Origin of the sequence: Tepidimonas thermarum, from assembly GCF_007556705.1 — a bacterium.
GTDB classification, from domain to species: domain Bacteria; phylum Pseudomonadota; class Gammaproteobacteria; order Burkholderiales; family Burkholderiaceae_C; genus Tepidimonas; species Tepidimonas thermarum.
Genome location: NZ_VJOL01000001.1, coordinates 63,766 through 83,037 on the forward strand (window position 1 = coordinate 63,766; position 19,272 = coordinate 83,037).

Below are 19,272 nucleotides of genomic sequence, written 5' to 3' on the forward strand. Positions count from 1 at the left end.
TGCTTGATCTGCATCAACAGGCGAGCGCGCCAGCCACCGCCTCGCCCACGGCCAGTGCACTGGTCAAGCCCGGCGACTCGAACCCCAGCAGGTGCACCAAGCCGGCCCACCCGTGTTCGGCAGGCCCCTCCAGGCGAAAGTCCGGCGCCGGCTCGCCCGGTCCATGGATTTTGGGCCGCACCCCGCTGTAGGCTGGCTGCAGGGCGCCGTCGGGCAGCCCGGGCCAGTAGCGGCGGATGGCGCCGTAAAACACCGCAGCGCGCCGCGCATCCACCGCGTAGTCCAGCTGCTGCGGCGAATCGGCATCCAGCCACTCCAGATCGGGCCCAAAGCGTGCCTGCCCGCCCAGGTCCAGCGTCAGGTGCACGCCCAGCCAGGCGTCCTGCGGCGCCGGATACACCAAGCAGCCAAACGGCGCGCGCCCGGCCAGCGCAAAGTAGCTGCCCTTGGCGTAGCGGGGCTGTGGCCAGTGCCGCGGATCGGGGCCGGCGATCGCACGCGCCACGTGGCACGCCCACAGGCCCGCGGCGTTGACCAGCACATCGGCCTGCAAGGCAAACGCCTCGCCGCGGTCGGTGCGGCCGCGCACGCACCAGCCGCCCTGCGCCTGCGCCCCCAGCGGTTCGGCGGATTCGAACACCGAGCCCAGCGCCACGCTGCCGCCGGCCGCTTCCAGATCGCCCAGCAACGCCTGCATCAAGCCGTGGCTGTCCACGATGCCGGTGCTCGGCGACCACAGCGCCGCGTGGCAGCGCAACGCCGGCTCGCGCGCCTGCGCCTGCGCGCCGGTGAGCATCTGCACCGGCACGCCGTTGGCCTGTGCACGGGCGGCCAGCGACGCCAGCGCCGCCATCGGGTCGGGCTCGGTGGCCACGACCAGCTTGCCACAGCGCCGGTGTCCTATGCCGCGCTCGGCCGCGTAGGCGTAGAGCAGCTCCTTGCCGCGCACACACAGGCGCGCCTTGTGCGAGCCCGGCGTGTAATAAAGACCGGCGTGGATCACTTCGCTGTTGCGCGCGCTCACCCCCGTGCCCACGGTGCGCTCGCGCTCCAGCACCACCACCTCGCGCCCGGCCTGGGCCAGCGCACGCGCCACCGCCAGGCCGATCACGCCCGCCCCGACGACCAGCGCCCCAACCCGCTCCATCTCCGCCGCACTAGCGCCGCAGCGCCCACGCCCCCATCAGCAGCGCCACCGCCAGCGCCACGAAGTTCAAGAACGACCAGTTGGCGATCGTGAGGCCCAGAAACGTCCAGTCGATCGCGGTGCAGTCGCCACTGCCGCGAAAAATCATGGGGATGGCGCGGCGCAGCGGAAAGGACTCGATCATCCCGTAAAAATCGCGCCCGCAGGCCTGGATCTCGGGCGGGAACCACTGCAGCCACGATTGGCGCGCCGCCACGAAGGCGCCCGATGCGGCCACCGCCGCCGTCCCCACGAGCAGCGCGCGCGTTGCTGCGCGCGGCAAGGCCGCGGCCAACCCCGCCAGCAACACCACCCCCAGCAAAGCGTAGCGCTGCACGATGCACATCGGGCATGGCTCCAACCCCACCCCGTGCTGCAGGTACAACCCAAAGCCCAGCAGCCCCAGGCCCCACAGGGCGACCGCCGCGGGCAGCGCGCGCGGGTGCTGCTGCAGCCAGCGCCGCAGGGGCGCGACGGCGGTGTGGTCAGTTGGCATCGGCAAAAGCGCGTTCGATCACAAACTGCCCCGGCGTGCTGGTGTTGCCCTCCATAAAGCCCAGGCGCTCGCACATCGCCTTGAGGTCGCGCAGCATCGCCGGGCTGCCGCAAATCATGACGCGATCGGTCTCTGGGTTCAACGGGGGCAACCCCAACTCGCGCGCCATTTGGCCGCTTTCGACCAGCTGCGGGATGCGCCCCTGGCGCTCGAACGGCTCGCGCGTGACCGTGGGGTAGTAGCGCAACTGCGCGCGCACCATCTCGCCCAGGAACTCATGCTGGGGCAGCTCGTGCGTGATGTAGTCGCGATAGGCCAGCTCGGCCACCTGGCGCACGCCATGCACCAGCACCACCTGCTCGAACCGCTCGTACGTCGCCGGGTCGCGGATGATGCTCATGAACGGTGCCAGCCCCGTGCCCGTGCCGAACAGGTACAGGTGCTTGCCGGGCAACAGGTAGTCCACGACCAGCGTGCCGGTGGGCTTGTGCCCCACGATGACGGTGTCCCCCGGCTGAATGTGCTGCAAGCGGCTGGTCAGCGGGCCATCGGGCACCTTGATGCTGAGGAACTCCAGGTGCTCCTCGTAGTTGGCCGACACGATGCTGTAGGCGCGCAGCAGCGGCTTGCCGTTTTCCAGCCGCAGCCCGATCATGGTGAACTGGCCGTTGAGAAAACGCAGACCCGGGTTGCGTGTGGTGGTGAAGGAAAACAGCCGATCGGTCCAGTGGTGAACCGTCAGGACGCGCTCTTCGTCAAATGCACTCATGATCAGGTGTTGGAAAATCGGGACACAGCAGGGTAGCGCCCTGGCGGGCACCGCGGCTTGACCTGCCGCAAACCCTGGCCACCCAGGGGATGATCGGGTCGGTTACAGTCCGTGGCCGCGCCGGGTGGCGACCCGGACATGGGACAAACGCCAATGCTATCAAAGCGCTTATGCCATCGTGGGTGACCGCTTATCACCACAGGGCATGAAGCGCGCCTTCCACACAGGAGAACCCCACCATGGCACGCACCGTCCGCTGCATCAAACTCGGCGTCGAGGCCGAGGGCCTTGACTTCCCGCCCTACCCCGGCGAACTGGGCAAGCGCATCTACGAAAACGTCAGCAAACAGGCGTGGCAGGACTGGCTGCGCCACCAGACCATGCTGGTCAATGAAAACCGGCTCAACCTGGCCGATGCCCGTGCGCGCCAGTACCTGGCGCGGCAGATGGAAAAGCACTTCTTCGGCGAAGGCGCCGACGTCGCCGCCGGCTACGTGCCCCCAACCCAGGGGTGACATGGCCGACGCCGTGGTCGAGTGGCTGCCCGATGGCACGCCACACAGCCCCCGCTTTGGCGACATCTTTCGCAGCCGCGGCGCCGACGGGCAAGGCGGGCTGGCACAGGCGCGCCACGTCTTTTTGCGCGGCTGCGGCCTGCTGCCCACCGCGTCGGCTCCGCCTGCGTGGGCCGATCAGACACGCTGGCACATCCTGGAAAACGGCTTTGGCCTGGGCCTGAATTTTTTGGCCACCTGGCACGCCTGGCGCCACGACCCCCACGCCCCCACCGAGCTGTTTTACACCGCCACCGAGGCCTACCCCGCCCACGCCGACGATGTGCGCCGCAGCGCAGCGCCCTTTGCCGAGCTGCAGCCCCTGGCACACGCCCTGGCCGAGCGCTGGACCGGATTGCTGCCTGGCGTGTACCGCTGGACCTGGCGCGACGACGCGCCCGGCGGCCCGCCGCGGCACCTGCGGCTGACGCTGTGCATCGGCGACGCCGCGCGCTGGCTGCCCACGCTCGATGTGGCGGTCGACAGCGTGTTTCTGGATGGCTTTGACCCGGCGCGCAACCCCGCCATGTGGTCGCCGGAGGTGCTGCGCGCCGTGGCACGCCTGTGCCGACGCGGGTCCCGTCTGGCCACCTGGACCGTGGCGCGCACGGTGCGCGATGGCCTGGCCGAGGTGGGCTTTCAGGTCGAAAAAGCCCCTGGTCTGCCCCCCAAACGCCACTGCCTGCGTGCGGTCTACGATCCGGCCTGGACGCCCCGGACCACGCTGCGCACAGGTGCGCCAACCCCAACCCGGCCGGCGCCGGCGCGCGCGGTCGTCATCGGCGCGGGGCTGGCCGGTTCGGCGGCTGCATGGAGCCTGGCCACGCGTGGCTGGCACGTCACGGTGCTGGAGGCGGGCGCCGCGCCCGCTGCCGGTGCCTCGGGCCTGCCGGTGGGGCTGGTGGCCCCGCACGTATCCCCGGATGACGCGCCACTTTCCCGGCTGAGCCGCGCAGGGCTGGCATGCACGCTGGAGCGTGCCCGTGCCCTGCTGCAACCGGGGCGGGACTGGGCGCCCAGCGGGGTGCTCGAACACCGCGTGGAAGGCAAGAAGCGCGCGTTGCCGCACAGCGCCGACTGGCAGACCCACGGCGCGGCCTGGAGCGCCATCGCCGAACCCAGCCGCCTTGCCGCCGCCGGCTTGCCCCCCGACGCGCCGGCGCTGTGGCACGCCTGCGCGGGCTGGCTGCGGCCGCAGCGCCTGGTCTGCGCACAATTGGACCACCCGCACATCGACCTTGTGAGCGGTGTTGCGCTGGCGCGGCTGGCGCGTTCAGCGGACGGTACGGGCTGGGCCGCCTACGACACCGACGGCCGTCTGCTGGCCCTGGCCCCGGTCGTGGTGGTGTGTGCGGGGTTCGATACCCTGGCGCTGCTGCGCACCGCAGGCCATGCAGACCTGCCGCTGCACGCGTTGCGCGGCCAAGTGGCCTGGGGTCCCGTGGCCGCGCTGCCGCCGCCGGTGCGCGCGACATTGCCGCCGTTTCCCGTCAACGGCCACGGCTCGCTCATCGCAGGCGTGCCCGGCCCGGACGGTGCCAGGCACTGGTGCATGGGGTCCACCTTCGTGCGCGGCAGCACCGACCTCCGCGTGCAGACCGCCGACCATGCCGCCAACCTCGACAAGCTGCGCCGGCTGCTGCCCCATGCCGCCGCTGCCCTGGCCCCGTGCTGGCCACAAGCGCAGGCGTGGGCCGGCGTGCGCGCCACCCTGCCCGACCGGTTGCCCGCCGTGGGCGCGCTGGACCCCCAGCGGCTGCCCGGCCTGTGCGTGATCACGGGGCTGGGCGCGCGCGGGCTGACCCTGTCGGCCCTGTGCGGCGAGGTGCTGGCTGCCGAGCTGCTTGGCGAGCCCTGGCCGCTGGAATCCGCACTTGCCCAACGGTTGCAGGCGCGGCGTTTTGCCGAGCGGCCGACCACCGCCACACAGCCAACCTGAGCGGCGCTGCCCGCTCTCCCCCCGGAGGACGCCCCGTCAGTCGCCGTAGCGCACCATCACGTACTGCCCCGGCGCCGGCCCCAGGTCGGGGTCGGCGCGCGGGGTGCGCGCCGGCACCTCGCCGCTGGAGTGCTGGCGCAACCACTCGGCCCACGACGGCCACCAGCTCCCGTCGCGGCGTGGCGCGGCGGCCAGCCATTCATCCGGGCAGCGCCACGGCTGCTCGGGCGGCGTGGTCAGCAGGTGGTGGTAGCGCCCCGGATGGCCGGGCTCCGACACGATCCCGGCATTGTGCCCGCCGTTGGTCAGCGCAAACGTCACCTCGGCCGACACCAGGTGGTGGATCTTGTAGACCGAGCGCCACGGCGCCACGTGGTCTTTGACCGTGCCCACGGCAAACACCGGCACGCGGATGTCGCGCAGGGCGATCGGCTGCGCTTCGAACAGAAAGCGCCCTTCGGCCAAATCGTTGTTCAGGTAGCAGCGGCGCAGATACTGGCTGTGCATCACGGCCGGCAAGCGCGTCACGTCGGCGTTCCACGCCATCAGGTCATTGCCAATCTCGTCCTCACCCAGGAGCCAGCGCCGCGTCTGGCTCGACCAGACCAACTCGCGCGAGTGCAAAAACTGAAACGACCCCGCCATCTGCTGCCCGGTCAGGTAGCCGCGCGCGGCCATCATGTCCTCCAGCAAGCGCACCTGGGCCTCGTCGATCAGAATGCCAAGCTCGCCCGGTTCCTTGAAGTCCGTCTCGGCCGCCAGCAGCGTCAGGCTCGCCAGCACGCCCGCGTCCGCGGCGCCTTGCGATCGCTGGCAACCCAGCCGCGCATCCCCGCCGCTGAGCGCGGCCGCGGCAATGGCGGCAAACGTGCCGCCCAGGCAGTAGCCCATCAGGTGCACCGGCGCGTCGGTGGCGCAGCGCACGTGGTCCAACGCGGCCAGCACGCCATCGCGCACGTAGTCGTCCATGCCCAGCAGGGCATCGCTCTCGTCGGGGTTTTTCCACGACACGATGTAGACCGTATGCCCCTGTCCGACCAACCAACGCACCAGCGAGTTGTGCGGCGACAGGTCCAGGATGTAGTACTTCATGATGCACGAGGGGATGATGAGCACCGCCTCGCGCGCCACCGTGGTCGTGGTCGGCGCGTACTGGATCAACTCGATCAGCGCATTGCGCAACACCACCTGCCCCGGTGTGGTCGCCAGGCCGCGGCCCGGCACCAGCTGCGGGTCGAAGCGCCGCGGCGGCTCCCCCCAACCCAGCCGCCACTGCACATCCTCCAGGGCCTGGCCCCACCCTTTCCAGAGCGACTGGCCGCCGGTCTCGACGGCGCGCTGCAGCGCCTGCGGGTTGCTCCACAGCGCATTGCTGGGCGCCCACAGATCCAGCATTTGGCGCCCGTAAAAACGCATCTGCTCGCGGCTGTGCGGGCGCATGCCCCGCAGCGCGGCGGCCTGCTGCCACCAGCGCTCCACCGCCTTGCCCGCCGTGGCGTACGAGCGCCACGGCCACTGCTGCCAGGCGGGGTGGGCATAGCGCACGTCTTCGCGCAGCGCCTGCTCCAACGGCGCATCCGCTTGCACCGGCGCCGACGCGTCCGCCTGCGCGCCTGCGCCTGCGGGCAGCCCGCCCCACGCCATGCCGCGCGTCATGGCCTGCACGGTATCGAGCCACCAGGTCTGCCCCTCCTGCAGCGCCTGGCGCGCTAGGCGCCACTGCGACCCCGGCGAGCTCCACAGGTGCAGCGCCCAATCCGTGGCCGCCAGCACCAGCGAAATCGGCGACACCCCGCTCCACCACTGTGCCAACAGCACCGAGGCCTGGCGGTCCAGCGCTTCGGCGGCGTCGTCCTGCCGACGGTGCGGCTCATGGGACCGCGCGGCAGCGTTGGCGCCCGCCTGTGGTGGGGTCGAGGAACGGGTCGAAGCGGTCATGGCAGGTTCCAATGGGCGGGAGGCGGGTAGCCAGCTGGGGACTGGGGGACTGGCGCTTGACGGGATGGTGATCCCGGGTTACCAGCACATGGGATCAGCATAGTCCAGCAATGGCAACAGGGTGATGACGCACATCAAGGATCGTCCAACCCCCAGCGCCTACAATCACGGCCATCACGATACGCGCCCTGCGCTGCGGCGGGCCCCGGAGGCCCGGAAAGACTTTGCGCCATGACACACGTTGTTACCGAAGCCTGCATCGCCTGCAAATACACCGATTGCGTGGACGTCTGCCCCGTGGACTGTTTTCGGGAGGGGCCCAATTTTCTGGCCATCGACCCGGATGAGTGCATCGACTGCGCGGTTTGCATCCCAGAGTGCCCGGTCGGTGCCATTTATGCCGAAGAAGACGTGCCACGTGACCAGCAGCACATGATCGCGCTCAATGCCGAGCTGGCCAAGTTGCCGACGTGGAAGACCATCACCAAGCGCAAGGCCCCGCTGCCCGAGGCCGAGCAGTACAAGGATGTGACGGGCAAGCTGCACCTGCTCAAGCGCTGAGCGGCGTGCCTGCCCGCGCCCAGCCCATCCCCGCGCGGCCATGAACACCGACCGTCTGATCCGCACCGACGTCGTCGTGATCGGCGCTGGACCGGTCGGGTTGTACCAAGCGTTCCAGCTGGGCCTGCAGGAACTCGCCGTCCACGTGGTGGACGGCCTGGCGCACGCCGGTGGGCAGTGCGCGGAGCTCTATCCCCACAAACCGATTTACGACCTGCCGGGTATCCCCGTGTGCAGCGGCGAGGAGCTCACCCACCGGCTGCTGCGCCAGCTCGAACCCTTGCGCGTGCCGCTGCATTTGGGCCAGATCGTCACCACCCTGCGGCGGCTTGCGGCCGAAGATGGCATGTCAGCGTCACCCCGGTTTCGGCTGGAAACCGACGGCGGCCTGGCGTTTGCGTGCGACGCCATCGTGATTGCGGCGGGCGTTGGCGCCTTTTTGCCGCGCAAGGTGCCTGTCCCCGGCCTGGAGGCATGGGAAGGCCGTCAGGTGCACTACCACGACGTCCCGCCCGAGACCTGGGTCGGCCAGCGCATCGTCGTCATGGGGGGCACCGAGGCCGCCGCCCGCCTGGCCTTGCGTCTGGCCGACCACGGCAGCAGCGACGTCACACTGCTGCACCGCAGTGACCGTTTTGCCCTCGACGAGGCGCTCGACGCGGAACTGCAATCGGCCATCGGCGCCGGCTGGATACGCCTGTGCCTGGGCCAGCCGGTACAGGCCCTTGCCAGCGACGATGGCCGGCTGGAGGCGCTGGAGATCGCCACCGCCGACGATCGGCGGCTGTCGCTGCCGCTGGACCTGTTGATGCCGCGCCTGGGCCTCAACCCGCGCCTGGGCCCCATTGCCGCGTGGGGCTTGGCGCTGGAACGCAAGCACCTGGTGGTGGACACCGAAGGCTTTCGCACCTCCGAGCCGGGCATACACGCGGTGGGCGATGTCAACACCTACCCGGGCAAACGCAAACTCATCGTGTGCGGGTTCCACGAGGCGACGCTGGCGGCCTTCGCCATCGCGCAATGGCTGCGCCCGCACGAGCGCGTGGTGCTGGAGTACACCACCACCAGCACACGGCTGCAGCGGCTGCTGGGCGTGGATCAGTCCGAAGCGGGCAACAAGCGCATCGGCACCGGCGCGTAACCGTGGTTGAGCGGGCCGCTGCCGTGGCCCGTGCGCACGTGCACGCCCGCGGCGATCGCCCCACGCACCCAGCCATGCGCGGATTGCACGGCTTCCTCCAACGTCTGGCCCAGCGCCAAAAACGACGCAATGGCCGACGAGAGGGTGCAGCCCGTCCCGTGGACGTTATCGCTGGCGATGCGCTCGCCACGCAGGCGCGTCCAGTAGGCCGGTGGCTCGCCGCGTATGGCCAGCAGGTCGGTCACCATCTCGCCGGGCAAATGCCCGCCCTTGACCAGCACCGCCGCTGCCCCGCGCTGCAACAAGTCGGCCGCGGCCGCCTCCAACTCGTCGGCGCTTGCCAGCGCGCGACCCAGCAACAGGGCCGCCTCGTCCAGGTTGGGGGTGACCAGCGTTGCGCGGGGAAACAACTGCGCCACCAGGCGCTCGATCGTCTCTTGCTCGATCAAGGTGTCGCCGCTGGTGGCCACCATCACGGGGTCCAACACCACATTCGGCAACCGGTAAGTGTCGATGGCCCAGGCTACGGCATCGACGATATCGGGCGCGTGCAGCATGCCGATCTTGACCGCGTCCACGCCGATGTCCTCGACCACGGCGGCGATTTGCTCTTTCAAAAACCCTGCCGGTACCGGCTGGATGGCGCGCACCCCTTGGGTATTTTGCGCCGTCAGCGCGGTGATGGCCGTCATGCCGTAGCAGCCCAGGGCGGCCATGGTTTTGAGGTCGGCCTGGATACCGGCGCCGCCGCCGGAATCACTACCGGCGATTGTGAGCACGCGCGCGTAGCGCCACGCGGTCGGGTGAGCGAGATCGTTCAGGTGCGACATGCGTGACATTATCCGCCGCCACTGCATGTCTGTGACGCGGCGCGCGCGTGCACGGGTTTTCCCTGGGGTACCATCCCACCCATGACGACACGAGAACCCGTGCTGATTTTGGGGGCGGGCCTGATGGGCCGGTTGCTGGGTGTCACGCTGGCGCAGTCGGGCTACCCGGTGCAGCTCGTGGACGCCGCCGCCGACGCCCAGCAGGCGGGGGGTGCGGCGCGCATCGCGGCGGCCATGTTGGCGCCGCTGGCGGAATCGGCCGTGACCGAACCCAACGTCGTGGCCATGGGACGCTACGCCCTGCCACGCTGGCGCGCCCTGTGCGCGGGGCTGGCCCAGCCGGTGTACTTTCAGCAAAACGGCACGCTGATCGTGTGGCACCGCCAAGACGCGCGCGAGGCCGTGCGCTTCGAGGCGCTGCTGCGCCGCACCACGGCGCACATCCCCGAACTGCCCGCACCGCAGGCACTGGACGCAACCGCCCTGGCCGAAGTCGAGCCCGCCGTCGCCGGCCGCTTTGCGCAGGGCCTGTATCTGCCGGACGAAGGCCAACTCGACAACCGCCAATTGCTCGACGCCCTGCTGGCCACGCTGCATGGCCTGGGTGCCGCGGTGCGCTGGGGCTGCGCCATGACGCTGGCGCAGGCGCTGTCCTGGCAGCGGGAGCACCCGCACGGCTGGGTGCTGGACTGTCGCGGCCTGGGGGCACGTGCCGACTGGACGGCCCATGCGGCGCACGCCCCTCACCCCGGCACAGCAAGGGCACGCGGGCCGCTGCGCGGCGTGCGCGGCGAAGTGGTGCGGCTGCACGCGCCCGATGTCACGCTGCGGCGACCCACGCGGCTGTTGCATCCGCGCTACCCCATCTACATCGCCCCCAAGCCGGACCACCTGTTCGTCATCGGCGCGACCGAAATCGAGTCCGACGACCTCTCCCCGGCCAGCGTGCGCTCCACGCTGGAGCTGCTCAGCGCCGCCTACGCCGTCCACCCCGGCTTTGCCGAGGCGCGCGTGCTGGAGCTGTGCAGCCAATGCCGTCCCACGCTACCGGACAATTTGCCGGCCGTCGTCGAGCCCGCGCCCAGGGTGCTGCAAATCAACGGGCTGTACCGGCACGGCTTCATGATCTCGCCTGCCCTGCACGACGCCGTCATCGAGTACATGAACACACAACAAACCACCTTGGCCGACCGCCTGGGCCTGGCTTTTGTGCGCCACGACACCCGCGACCCCGCCCCGTGCACAGCATGAACATTTTCATCAACGCCCAGCCGGTGCAACTGCCCGACGGCGCCTGCGTGGCCGATGCCGTCGCACATGCCAGCGCCCAACACCCGCCGGGCGTTCCCGTGGCCGTGGCCGTCAACCTGCAATTCGTGCCGCGCGCACAATACGCCCATACCCCGCTGCACGAGGGCGATCGCGTCGAAATCATCGCCCCCATCACCGGCGGCTGACCGCACCATGACCGCTACCACGCCCACCCCAGTCGCCACCGCCGACCCGCTGATCCTCTACGGCGAGGCCTTTGGCAGCCGCCTGATGCTGGGTACCGCTCGCTACCCCTCGCCCGCGGTGCTCGAACAGGCGGTCCACCGCGCCCGCCCTTGCATGTTGACCGCCTCGCTGCGGCGCCAGGGCGCGCTGGGCGCCGATGCCTCGCAGGGCTTTTGGGCGCTGCTGCAACGGCTGGCGGTGCCGGTGCTGCCCAACACCGCCGGCTGCCACAGCGTGCAAGAGGCGGTCACCACCGCCGAGATGGCGCGCGAGGTGTTTGGCACCGACTGGATCAAGCTCGAGCTCATCGGCGACGACTACACCCTGCAGCCCGACACGCTGCAACTCCCCGTGGCGGCCGACCTGCTCATCAAGCGCGGGTTCAAAGTCCTGCCCTACTGCACCGACGACCTGGTGCTGTGCCAGCGCCTGCTCGACGTGGGCTGCCAAGCCGTCATGCCGTGGGCGGCCCCCATCGGCACGGGGTTGGGCCCGGTCAACCCGCACGCGCTGCGCACGTTGCGCGAGCGGCTGCCCGAGACACCGCTGATCGTGGATGCGGGCCTGGGATTGCCCTCGCACGCCTGCCAGGTGCTGGAATGGGGGTTGGATGCCGTGCTGCTCAACACCGCGGTCGCCCTGGCGCAAGACCCGGTGGCCATGGCGGGTGCCTTCGCCGATGCCGTGGCCGCAGGGCGCGCCGCCTACCGGGCCGGCGCCATTGCACCCCAAACCACCGCACAGCCCAGCACACCGGTGCTGGGCACGCCCTTTTGGCACCAAGCCTGAACACCCATATGCCATCCCTGCCGCCGCTGCGCGTTCCAGAAGCCGCCGTCGACGCCCTGGTGGCCGCCCACACCGACCTGCGCATCGAGCGCGATGCGGACCCTAATGCGCAACCCGCCGACGGTTCGGTTTATGCCGTGGCGTATGCAGCCGCGCGCCGGTTGGGCTTCGTCGCCGCCGATGCCGCCGTGGTCGCCTCGGCATGGGTGCGGCGCGCCGCGCGTGTTGGCTTCGACCCCCGCGATTGGCCGGATGACGCCACCGGCGACTTTGGCCTGACACGCCACCCGCAACCCTTTGCCCCCTGCCCCAGCGCGTTGGGCCTCTACGCCGTGCTGCCCAGCGCCGACTGGGTGGCGCGCATGGCCGCGGCGGGTGTGCCCACGTTGCAGCTGCGCTTCAAACACGACGATCCCGCGCGCATCCACGCCGAGGTCAGCGCCGCCGTGCGCGCGGTGCAGGGCACGTCCGCGCGGCTGTTCATCAACGACCACTGGCGTGCCGCCCTCGATGCGGGGGCCTACGGCGTACACCTGGGACAGGAGGACCTGTCCACCCTGACGCCGGAGGACATCCACACCCTGCGCACCAGCGGCCTGCGGCTGGGCATCAGCACGCACGGCTACGCCGAAATGGTGCGCGCCTGGCAACTGGGCCCCAGCTACCTGGCCTTGGGCGCGATCTACCCCACCACGCTCAAAGCCATGCCCACCGCGCCGCAAGGGCCGGGTCGCCTGCGCATGTACGCCCGCTTGGCGCACGGGTTGCCCACCGTCGCCATCGGCGGCATCGGGCTGGAGCAGCTGCCCGAGGTGGCCAGCAGCGGCGTGGGAGCGTTCGCCGTGGTGCGCGCCATCATCGGCGCCGGAGACCCGCAAGCGGCAGCGCGCGAGCTGATGACCGCATGGGCACGGCTGCGCCCCCAAGGCCAGACGCCGCCCAACGATCCGCTATAATAGAGGTCTGTTCCCCGATAGCTCAGTCGGTAGAGCGCCGGACTGTTAATCCGTAGGTCCCTGGTTCGAGCCCAGGTCGGGGAGCCACATCCATCAAGCACTGAAGCCCACCTTGGTGGGCTTTTTTGCTTTCCGGGCCATTTTTGGCTGCAGCAAGACCTCGGAGAGGCTGGCCCGCTGGGCCGGCTGCAGCCATTGCAAGTCGGTGAGCGTGCGGGCGCGATCGGGCAGGGGCGCCGCACGCGATCTCGGCCGGTGGCCTCGAGGCGCCAAGGCTGCGGCGGTTGTAGAGGGTCTGCACGGATGGATCAGTCCGCATGCCAGTTGACAAGCTGCAAGCCCGGCACACGCGAGAATTCGCTGACGTTGCGCGTGACCAGGGTGGCCTGATGCCTGACAGCGGTGGCCGCGATCAGCGTGTCGTGCGGACCGATGGGGGCTCCAGAGGCCTCGAGCGTGGCTCGTATGCGCGCGGCACAGGCGGCGCATTCGCTGTCAAACGGCAGAATCTGCACAGGGCGCAGAAACTGGCTCAACGCCTGCCGCCGCGGCTCGGCCGCGGCGGCAGGGAGCCTGAGCAGGCCATAGTGCAGTTCGTACTCGACGATGGACGGAATGGCCACATCACCCGGCCGTAGCGCCAGAAGGCCCGACACGACGCGCGGGTCACCCCGGAAGTAGTCGCTGACGGTGTTGGTGTCGAGGACCACCATGGCTCAAAAGCCCTCGCGGGGAACATCCGCCGCAGCCGCCTCCGGGGGCTGCAGTCGCAGTGGGAAGTCTGGAAACCGCCCGGCCAACGCCCGGCACTGCGGGCTGTCGCATCCCGGACGATCTGGTAGCACCCTCGCGCCAGCACTACCTGCTCGCGCGCAGCGATCCGCGCGGGTGCTCCGATGGGCTGAAGATCAAGTGCGAATCGGGGCAGAGCGTGACAACCACGTTCGCCAAGGACTGCTGCAAGCGCGACGACGTCGCGCGCATGGCTCTGTGCGACGCGGCCACGGTGCTGGCGCAGTTGCCAGCCGCCTTCGAGCACTTCAACGAGGCGCATCCGCACTCGTCCTCGAACATGCGTTCACCCAGAGAGTTCTGGTGGCATCAGGCCGCTCAGGCGCGCCCGTCACCCGTGGTGGGCGCGGCGTTACGTTGCGACTGGAGCGGGTGCGGGGGCTCTGGGGCCAGCATCACCTGATGCCTGCGCTAGAATATGACCAGAATGGTTAGTTTTGGAGGCCGCTATGCGCACTTGGCAGATTCAAGAAGCCAAAGCCCATTTGTCCGAACTGGTGCGGGAGACGGAAAGCGCCGGCCCACAGGAGATCACGTGGCATGGAAGGGTCGTGGCAGTCGTGCTGTCCAAGGCCGAATACGAACGGCTGACCGGTACCGGACAATCGCTGGTTGAATTCATGCGCCGTTCCCCGTTGTTTGGCAGCGATGACATCGATCTCACGCGCGATGCCAGCCCCACCCGTGAGGTGTCGCTTTGAGCTACCTGATCGACACCAATGTGCTGTCAGAACTGCGCAAACGTGAGCCGCACGCCAAGGTCGCGCAGTGGTTTGCCAAGCGCCCGGCCAGTACCCTGTACCTGAGCGTGCTGACGCTCGGTGAGCTACGCAAAGGCATCGACGCACTGCCAGAAACGGCCCGTAAACTGGCGCTGCTTGATTGGCTGGAAGCCGAGTTGCCGAGGTTTTTCGCGGGCCGGATTCTTGCGGTTGATGCCAAGGTTGCTGATCGATGGGGCCGCTTGGTGGCGCAGGCTGGCCGACCCTTGCCTGCCATCGACAGTCTGCTGGCCGCCACGGCTTTGACCCATGGACTGACGCTGATCACGCGCAACCTCAAGGATTTTCAGCACCCGGATTTGGTGGTGTTTGATCCCTGGTCAGAGTAAATGACGCATCCCGGACGATCATACAGCACCCTCGCGCCATGGTTACTTGCTCGCGCGCAGCGTTCTGGCTGAATTTTTGGGCCCGCGCCGCAGCAGCAAGGCTGTCTGGTACCGGGAGTCCTACGCATGATCGCACGACTGCACATCCCGGTACGGCGCAAACCACCCCAGCCCCGCCGAGGTGCCTTGGCGCGGGCGGTATTCGCATCCGATGTCGCCTTGATAGCCCAGCGCGTCGATTTGCGCAAACAGCCAGGGGTAGTTCACCTCGCCGCTGTCGGGTTCGTGCCGATGCGGCACGCCGCCGATTTGCAGATGCCCCACCCCGCCGATGTGGCGCTGCAGGCGTGTCCACAGGTCGCCTTCCATGATCTGGCAGTGGTACAGGTCCATTTGCACCTTCAGGTTGGGGTGACCGACCTCGGCGACGATGTCGTGCGCCTGCTGCTGAAAATGCAGGAAGTAGCCGGGCATGTCGCGTGTGTTGATCGGTTCGATCAACACCGTGATGCCGTGCGGGGCGAGCTGCTCCACGGCGTGGCGCAGATTGGCCACGTAGGTGCGGTGCATGGCGGCGCGGTCCGCACCGGCGGGCGCGATACCCGCCATGACGTGCAGGCGCCGACATCCCGTGGCCAAGGCGTACGGCAGGGCCTGCTGGACGCTGGCGGCAAACTCAGCCTCGCGCCCGGGCAGCGCGGCCAGCCCGCGCTCGCCGGCCGCCCAGTCGCCCGGGGGGAGATTGAACAGCGCCTGGCGCAAGCCGTTGTCGCGCAGCCGCTGGGCAATGGTCTGCGGCGCATGGTCGTACGGGAACAGAAACTCGACCGCCCGAAACCCATCGGCCGCCGCAGCAGCAAATCGGTCCAGAAAGTCGTGCTCGGTGTACATCAGGGACAGGTTGGCGGCGAACTGGGGCATGGCGCGGCGGTCATGGGTAGGATGGAAGGGCGGCGAAGGCGCACCGTGTCGGCAACGGCCGATTGTCACGCGGCCGCCAGCGCGGCAAACCCGGCCGCCTCGAGCAGCTGGCGCGTGTACGGATCGCGCGGCGCGCGCAGCACCTGCTCGGCGGGGCCGGCTTCGACCACCGCGCCGCCGCGCAGCACCAGGACGTCGTGCGCCATGGCCCAGACCACCTCCACGTCGTGCGTGATGAGCAGGTAGGCCAACCCCCGCTCGCGCTGCAGGCGTTGCAGCAGCTCGATGATCTGGCGCTGGACGGTGACGTCGAGCGCGCTGGTGGGCTCGTCGAGCACCAGCAGCCGCGGCTGCACGATGAGCGCGCGCGCAATGGCGATGCGCTGGCGCTGCCCGCCCGAAAATTCGTGCGGATAGCGTTGCAACCAGGCGGCGATGTCGGCATCGGACATGCCCTGCGGCAGCAGCCCCACCTCCCGCAACGTGGCCACGACGCGGTCGCGGCGCTCGCGCAGCGGCAGGTCGGGGGCGTGCACGCGCAGGCCCTCGCCCACGATTTGCTCCACCGTCAACCGTGGCGACAGCGAAGAAAACGGATCCTGAAACACCACCTGCACGTCGCGCCGCAACGCGCGGTCGGCCGCCCCACCCTGCCAGGCACGCCCCATGACGCGCAGCCGACCTTCGGCCGGCAGCAGCCCCAGTGCCGCCAGCGCCAGGGTGGACTTGCCCGAGCCCGACTCCCCCACCACGCCCAGCGTGCGCCCGGGCGCCACCTGCGCCGTGACGTCCTGCACCGCGCAAAACGCACCGGAGCGAAACCACCCGCGCCAGCCCGGTCGCGGGATGCGGTAGGCCACGCGCACCCGTTCCAGCGACAGCACGGCAGGCGCATTCGGCGGCGCTGTGGCGCTGTGCGCATCCGACAGGCCATCGCGTGTGGGGCGGCTGTCCAACAGGCGGCGGGTGTAGGGATGCGCGGGTTGCCGAAAAACCGTGGCCACGGCCCCGGACTCGACCACCCGCCCGCGCTCCATCACCACCACCCGGTCGGCAAAACGCCGCACCAGGTTCAAGTCGTGCGTGATGAGCAGCACCGCCAACCCCAGCCGGCGCTGCAAATCGTCGAGCAGCGCCAGAATCTGCAGGCGCAGGCTGGCATCCAGGGCGGTGGTGGGTTCATCGGCGATCAGCAATCGCGGCTCACCCGCCAGGGCCATCGCGATCATGGCGCGCTGGCGCTGCCCACCGCTGAGCTGATGCGGGTACTGGCGGGCCCGCCGCGGCGCGTCGTCGATGCCCACCTGGGCCAGCCACTGCTGCGCCCGCGCCCACGCTTCACGCGGCAACAGCGCGCGCTTGAGGCGCAGCACCTCGGCAATCTGCTCGCCCACCGGGTAGAGGGGGTTGAGCGCCGTCATCGGCTCCTGAAACACGTAGGCCACCGCGTCGCCACGCAAGCCGCGCAGCGCGCGCTCGGGCAGGGTCAACAGCGACTGTCCGTCGAAGCGCACCTCGCCCTGCACCTGCGCGTCGGGCAGCAACCGCAGCAGGCTCAGCGCCGTCACGGTTTTGCCGGAGCCGGATTCGCCCACCAGGGCCACCTTCTCGCCGGGGGCGACGTCAAAGTCCACCCCGTGCACGACGGGCTGATTGCCCCAGGCAATGCGCAGACCGCGCACGCTCAGCAGCGGTGGGGTGCGGTCGTCCATCAGTCCGCCTTTCGGGGGTCGAGCGCGTCGCGCAGCGCGTCACCCATGAAGGTCAGCAGCAACAGCGTGAGCACCAACACGCCAAAGGTGGCCAGCGAAATCCACCAGGCGTCGATGTTGCTTTTGCCCTGCGCCAGCAATTCACCCAGGCTGGGCGTGCCCGGCGGCACCCCCAGTCCCAGAAAGTCGAGTGAGGTCAGCGCCAAAATCGCCGCGCTCATGCGAAACGGCAAAAACGTCACCACCGGCGTCAGGCTGTTGGGCAGCACATGCCGCCAGATGATGGCCCAGTGGCTCAGCCCCAGGGCGCGCGCCGCCCGCACGTAGTCCAGTTGGCGGTTGCGCAAGCATTCGGCGCGCACGTAGTCGGCCAAGCCCATCCAGCCAAACAAGCTGAGCAACACCAGCAACAGCGCCACGCTGGGTGCAAAGACCGCGCTGAAGATGATGAGCAGGTACAGCTCGGGCATCGAGCCCCAGATTTCGATGAGGCGCTGCAACGTCAGATCTAGGCGCCCCCCAAAGTAGCCCTGCACCGCGCCCGCCAGCACCCCCAGCACCACGCCGATGGCGGTCAGCGCCAGGCCAAACAAGACGCTGACGCGAAAGCCGTAGATCAGCTGCGCCAGCAGGTCACGCCCCCGGTCGTCCGTGCCCAGCCAGTTGGCCGCAGAAGGCGGCGATGGGTGCGGGTCGGTGGCGTAGTAGTTGATCGTCTTGGGCCCGTAGGGGTTGGGTGGATACAGGGCCCAGTTGCCCCCAGCGGACAAGCGTTCGCGAATGAACGGGTCAAGGTAGTCGGTGGGTGTTTCGAAATCGCCACCGAACGTGGTTTCCGGATAGTCGTGCAGCAGTGGCCAGTACGAGCGGCCTTCGTAGTGGACCACCAGCGGCCGGTCGTTGGACAACACCTCGGCCAGCAGGCTGAGCACCACCAGGGCGACGAACAGGACCAAACTCCAAAACCCCAGCCGGTTGCGCACAAAGCGCCGCCAGGCGCGCCGCGCCGGGCTGGGGCTGGGCGTCCAGTGCGGCGCGGCGTCAGTCGAACTTGACACGGGGATCCACCCACACGTAGCACAAATCGCTGATCAGCTTGGTCACCAGTCCGATCAGCGTGAACAAAAACAGCGTGCCCATGACCACCGGATAGTCGCGCCGGATCACGCTCTCGTAGCTGAGCAGCCCCAGGCCGTCGAGCGAAAACAGCGTCTCAATCAGCAGGCTGCCGGTAAAAAACGCACCGATGAAGGCTGCGGGAAAGCCCGTGACGATCGGGATCAGCGCGTTGCGCATCACGTGCTTCCACAGCACCTGGCGCTCGCCAAGCCCCTTGGCGCGCGCCACCAGGACGTATTGCTTGCGGATCTCTTCCAAAAACGCATTTTTGGTGAGCATGGCGGTCACGGCAAAGCTGCCCAGCACCATCGACAGCACCGGCAGCGTGATGTGCCACAGGTAGTCCACGATGCGTGCCCCCCACGACAGTTCGGCCCAGTTGTCGCTGACCAGCCCGCGCAGCGGAAACCACTGCAACTGCCCACCAAAGATGACCAACAGCGCCACCCCGAGCACGAAGCCGGGGATTGCATACGCCACCAAAACGATGAGCGTGGTCACCAGATCGAAGCGCGAGCCCGCCCGCACCGCCTTGGCCACCCCCAGCGGCACGGCCACCCCGTAGCTGATCACAAAGGTCCACAGCCCCAGGCTCATGGAAACCGGCAGTTTGTCCCAGATGAGCTGGGCCACCGGCTTGTTCTGGAAGAAGCTTTGCCCCAGATCGAAACGGGCGAATTGCCCCAGCATCTGCCAAAACCGCTCGTGCGCGGGTTTGTCAAAGCCATAGAGCGCTTTGATTTGCTCCAGCCGCTGCGGATCGACACCCTGCGCGCCACGGTAGGCCGAGCCGCCCCCTTCCGCCCCGTGACCCAGGCCCGCCCGCGCCTCGGCCAGGTACTGCTCCACCGGCCCACCGGGCACGAACTGGATCACCACGAAGGTGAGCAACAACACCCCGAACAGCGTGGGGATCATGAGCAACAGCCGCTTGAGGATATAGGTCCACATCGGTGCATCT

At 69.1% G+C, this 19,272-nt stretch carries 20 protein-coding genes, 1 tRNA gene and 1 pseudogene; 12 read left to right on the plus strand and 10 right to left on the minus strand.

The window, feature by feature from the left end; translation table 11 throughout:
* Positions 1–13 precede the first annotated feature (13 nt).
* Genes Tther_RS00295 through Tther_RS00305 form a run of 3 tightly spaced genes read right to left on the minus strand, consistent with a single transcriptional unit; the run spans position 14 to position 2,451 of the window.
* A complete protein-coding gene (locus Tther_RS00295) occupies positions 14–1,147 on the minus strand; it encodes an NAD(P)/FAD-dependent oxidoreductase (protein WP_143899678.1) in 1,134 nt (377 codons plus the stop codon).
* Between the two features lie 10 nt (positions 1,148–1,157).
* Positions 1,158–1,682 (minus strand): disulfide bond formation protein B, encoded by a 525-nt coding sequence (locus tag Tther_RS00300; RefSeq protein WP_143899680.1) that lies wholly within the window; start codon positions 1,680–1,682, stop codon positions 1,158–1,160.
* On the minus strand, positions 1,672–2,451 hold the full coding sequence (locus Tther_RS00305; protein WP_143899682.1) for a ferredoxin--NADP reductase: 780 nt from the start codon (positions 2,449–2,451) through the stop codon (positions 1,672–1,674). The genes Tther_RS00300 and Tther_RS00305 overlap by 11 nt, the downstream gene beginning before the upstream one ends.
* A gap of 239 nt (positions 2,452–2,690) precedes the next feature.
* On the opposite strand from Tther_RS00305, the gene Tther_RS00310 reads away from it, so the two are divergent.
* On the plus strand, positions 2,691–2,966 hold the full coding sequence (locus Tther_RS00310) for an oxidative damage protection protein (protein WP_143899684.1): 276 nt from the start codon (positions 2,691–2,693) through the stop codon (positions 2,964–2,966).
* A gap of 1 nt (position 2,967) precedes the next feature.
* A complete protein-coding gene (gene mnmC, locus Tther_RS00315; protein WP_143899686.1) occupies positions 2,968–4,944 on the plus strand; it encodes a bifunctional tRNA (5-methylaminomethyl-2-thiouridine)(34)-methyltransferase MnmC2/FAD-dependent 5-carboxymethylaminomethyl-2-thiouridine(34) oxidoreductase MnmC1 in 1,977 nt (658 codons plus the stop codon).
* A gap of 36 nt (positions 4,945–4,980) precedes the next feature.
* Here mnmC and Tther_RS00320 read toward each other — a convergent pair whose 3' ends face one another.
* The gene (locus Tther_RS00320) at positions 4,981–6,882 is read right to left on the minus strand and encodes a PHA/PHB synthase family protein (RefSeq protein WP_143899688.1); all 1,902 of its coding nucleotides are present in this window, start codon (positions 6,880–6,882) and stop codon (positions 4,981–4,983) included.
* Positions 6,883–7,113: 231 nt separating this feature from the next.
* On the opposite strand from Tther_RS00320, the gene fdxA reads away from it, so the two are divergent.
* Complete coding sequence (gene fdxA, locus Tther_RS00325) at positions 7,114–7,443, plus strand: ferredoxin FdxA (RefSeq protein WP_143899690.1); 330 nt, start codon at positions 7,114–7,116, stop codon at positions 7,441–7,443.
* 40 nt (positions 7,444–7,483) lie between these two features.
* Complete coding sequence (locus tag Tther_RS00330) at positions 7,484–8,584, plus strand: NAD(P)/FAD-dependent oxidoreductase (RefSeq protein ID WP_143899691.1); 1,101 nt, start codon at positions 7,484–7,486, stop codon at positions 8,582–8,584.
* On the opposite strand, the gene thiD is transcribed toward Tther_RS00330, so the two are convergent.
* Entirely contained in the window at positions 8,542–9,414 is an 873-nt protein-coding gene (gene thiD, locus Tther_RS00335; RefSeq protein ID WP_143899693.1) for a bifunctional hydroxymethylpyrimidine kinase/phosphomethylpyrimidine kinase, read from the minus strand. The genes Tther_RS00330 and thiD overlap by 43 nt on opposite strands.
* Positions 9,415–9,495: 81 nt before the next feature.
* On the opposite strand from thiD, the gene Tther_RS00340 reads away from it, so the two are divergent.
* The 5 genes from Tther_RS00340 (at position 9,496) to Tther_RS00360 (ending at position 12,743) form a co-directional block, all read left to right on the plus strand.
* Entirely contained in the window at positions 9,496–10,665 is a 1,170-nt protein-coding gene (locus Tther_RS00340) for an FAD-dependent oxidoreductase (RefSeq protein WP_143899695.1), read from the plus strand.
* A complete protein-coding gene (thiS, locus tag Tther_RS00345) occupies positions 10,662–10,871 on the plus strand; it encodes a sulfur carrier protein ThiS (RefSeq protein ID WP_143899697.1) in 210 nt (69 codons plus the stop codon). The genes Tther_RS00340 and thiS overlap by 4 nt, the downstream gene beginning before the upstream one ends.
* Positions 10,872–10,878: 7 nt before the next feature.
* On the plus strand, positions 10,879–11,700 hold the full coding sequence (locus tag Tther_RS00350; protein ID WP_143899699.1) for a thiazole synthase: 822 nt from the start codon (positions 10,879–10,881) through the stop codon (positions 11,698–11,700).
* Positions 11,701–11,708: 8 nt separating this feature from the next.
* The gene (locus Tther_RS00355) at positions 11,709–12,656 is read left to right on the plus strand and encodes a thiamine phosphate synthase (RefSeq protein WP_143899701.1); all 948 of its coding nucleotides are present in this window, start codon (positions 11,709–11,711) and stop codon (positions 12,654–12,656) included.
* Positions 12,657–12,667: 11 nt separating this feature from the next.
* Positions 12,668–12,743: transfer RNA gene (locus Tther_RS00360), tRNA-Asn, on the plus strand.
* Positions 12,744–12,964: 221 nt separating this feature from the next.
* Here Tther_RS00360 and Tther_RS00365 read toward each other — a convergent pair.
* Complete coding sequence (locus tag Tther_RS00365; protein WP_143899703.1) at positions 12,965–13,369, minus strand: type II toxin-antitoxin system VapC family toxin; 405 nt, start codon at positions 13,367–13,369, stop codon at positions 12,965–12,967.
* 152 nt (positions 13,370–13,521) lie between these two features.
* Here Tther_RS00365 and Tther_RS00370 point away from each other — a divergent pair.
* From Tther_RS00370 to Tther_RS00380, 3 genes and pseudogenes are all read left to right on the plus strand, one after another.
* Positions 13,522–13,851: pseudogene (locus Tther_RS00370) on the plus strand (hypothetical protein); the annotation flags it as partial.
* A gap of 46 nt (positions 13,852–13,897) precedes the next feature.
* Positions 13,898–14,149 carry a type II toxin-antitoxin system Phd/YefM family antitoxin gene (locus Tther_RS00375; RefSeq protein WP_143899705.1) on the plus strand — a complete coding sequence of 84 codons (252 nt, stop codon included), beginning with the start codon at positions 13,898–13,900 and terminating at the stop codon, positions 14,147–14,149.
* Positions 14,146–14,559, plus strand: a complete 414-nt coding sequence (locus tag Tther_RS00380; protein WP_143899707.1) for a type II toxin-antitoxin system VapC family toxin — start codon at positions 14,146–14,148, stop codon at positions 14,557–14,559. Before Tther_RS00375 ends, Tther_RS00380 begins: the two co-directional genes overlap by 4 nt.
* 120 nt (positions 14,560–14,679) lie before the next feature.
* Here Tther_RS00380 and otnI read toward each other — a convergent pair whose 3' ends face one another.
* The 4 genes from otnI to Tther_RS00400 all read right to left on the minus strand — a co-directional run bounded on the left by otnI (position 14,680) and on the right by Tther_RS00400 (position 19,262).
* A complete protein-coding gene (gene otnI / locus Tther_RS00385; protein ID WP_143899710.1) occupies positions 14,680–15,480 on the minus strand; it encodes a 2-oxo-tetronate isomerase in 801 nt (266 codons plus the stop codon).
* Positions 15,481–15,545: 65 nt separating this feature from the next.
* Positions 15,546–17,192: an ABC transporter ATP-binding protein gene (locus Tther_RS00390; RefSeq protein WP_143899712.1), complete on the minus strand. Its 1,647-nt coding sequence runs from the start codon at positions 17,190–17,192 to the stop codon at positions 15,546–15,548.
* The gene (locus Tther_RS00395) at positions 17,192–18,250 is read right to left on the minus strand and encodes an ABC transporter permease (RefSeq protein WP_143899714.1); all 1,059 of its coding nucleotides are present in this window, start codon (positions 18,248–18,250) and stop codon (positions 17,192–17,194) included. The genes Tther_RS00390 and Tther_RS00395 overlap by 1 nt, the downstream gene beginning before the upstream one ends.
* Positions 18,234–19,262, minus strand: coding sequence for a microcin C ABC transporter permease YejB (locus tag Tther_RS00400; protein WP_143899716.1), 1,029 nt, complete (start codon positions 19,260–19,262; stop codon positions 18,234–18,236). Before Tther_RS00400 ends, Tther_RS00395 begins: the two co-directional genes overlap by 17 nt.
* Positions 19,263–19,272 lie beyond the last annotated feature (10 nt).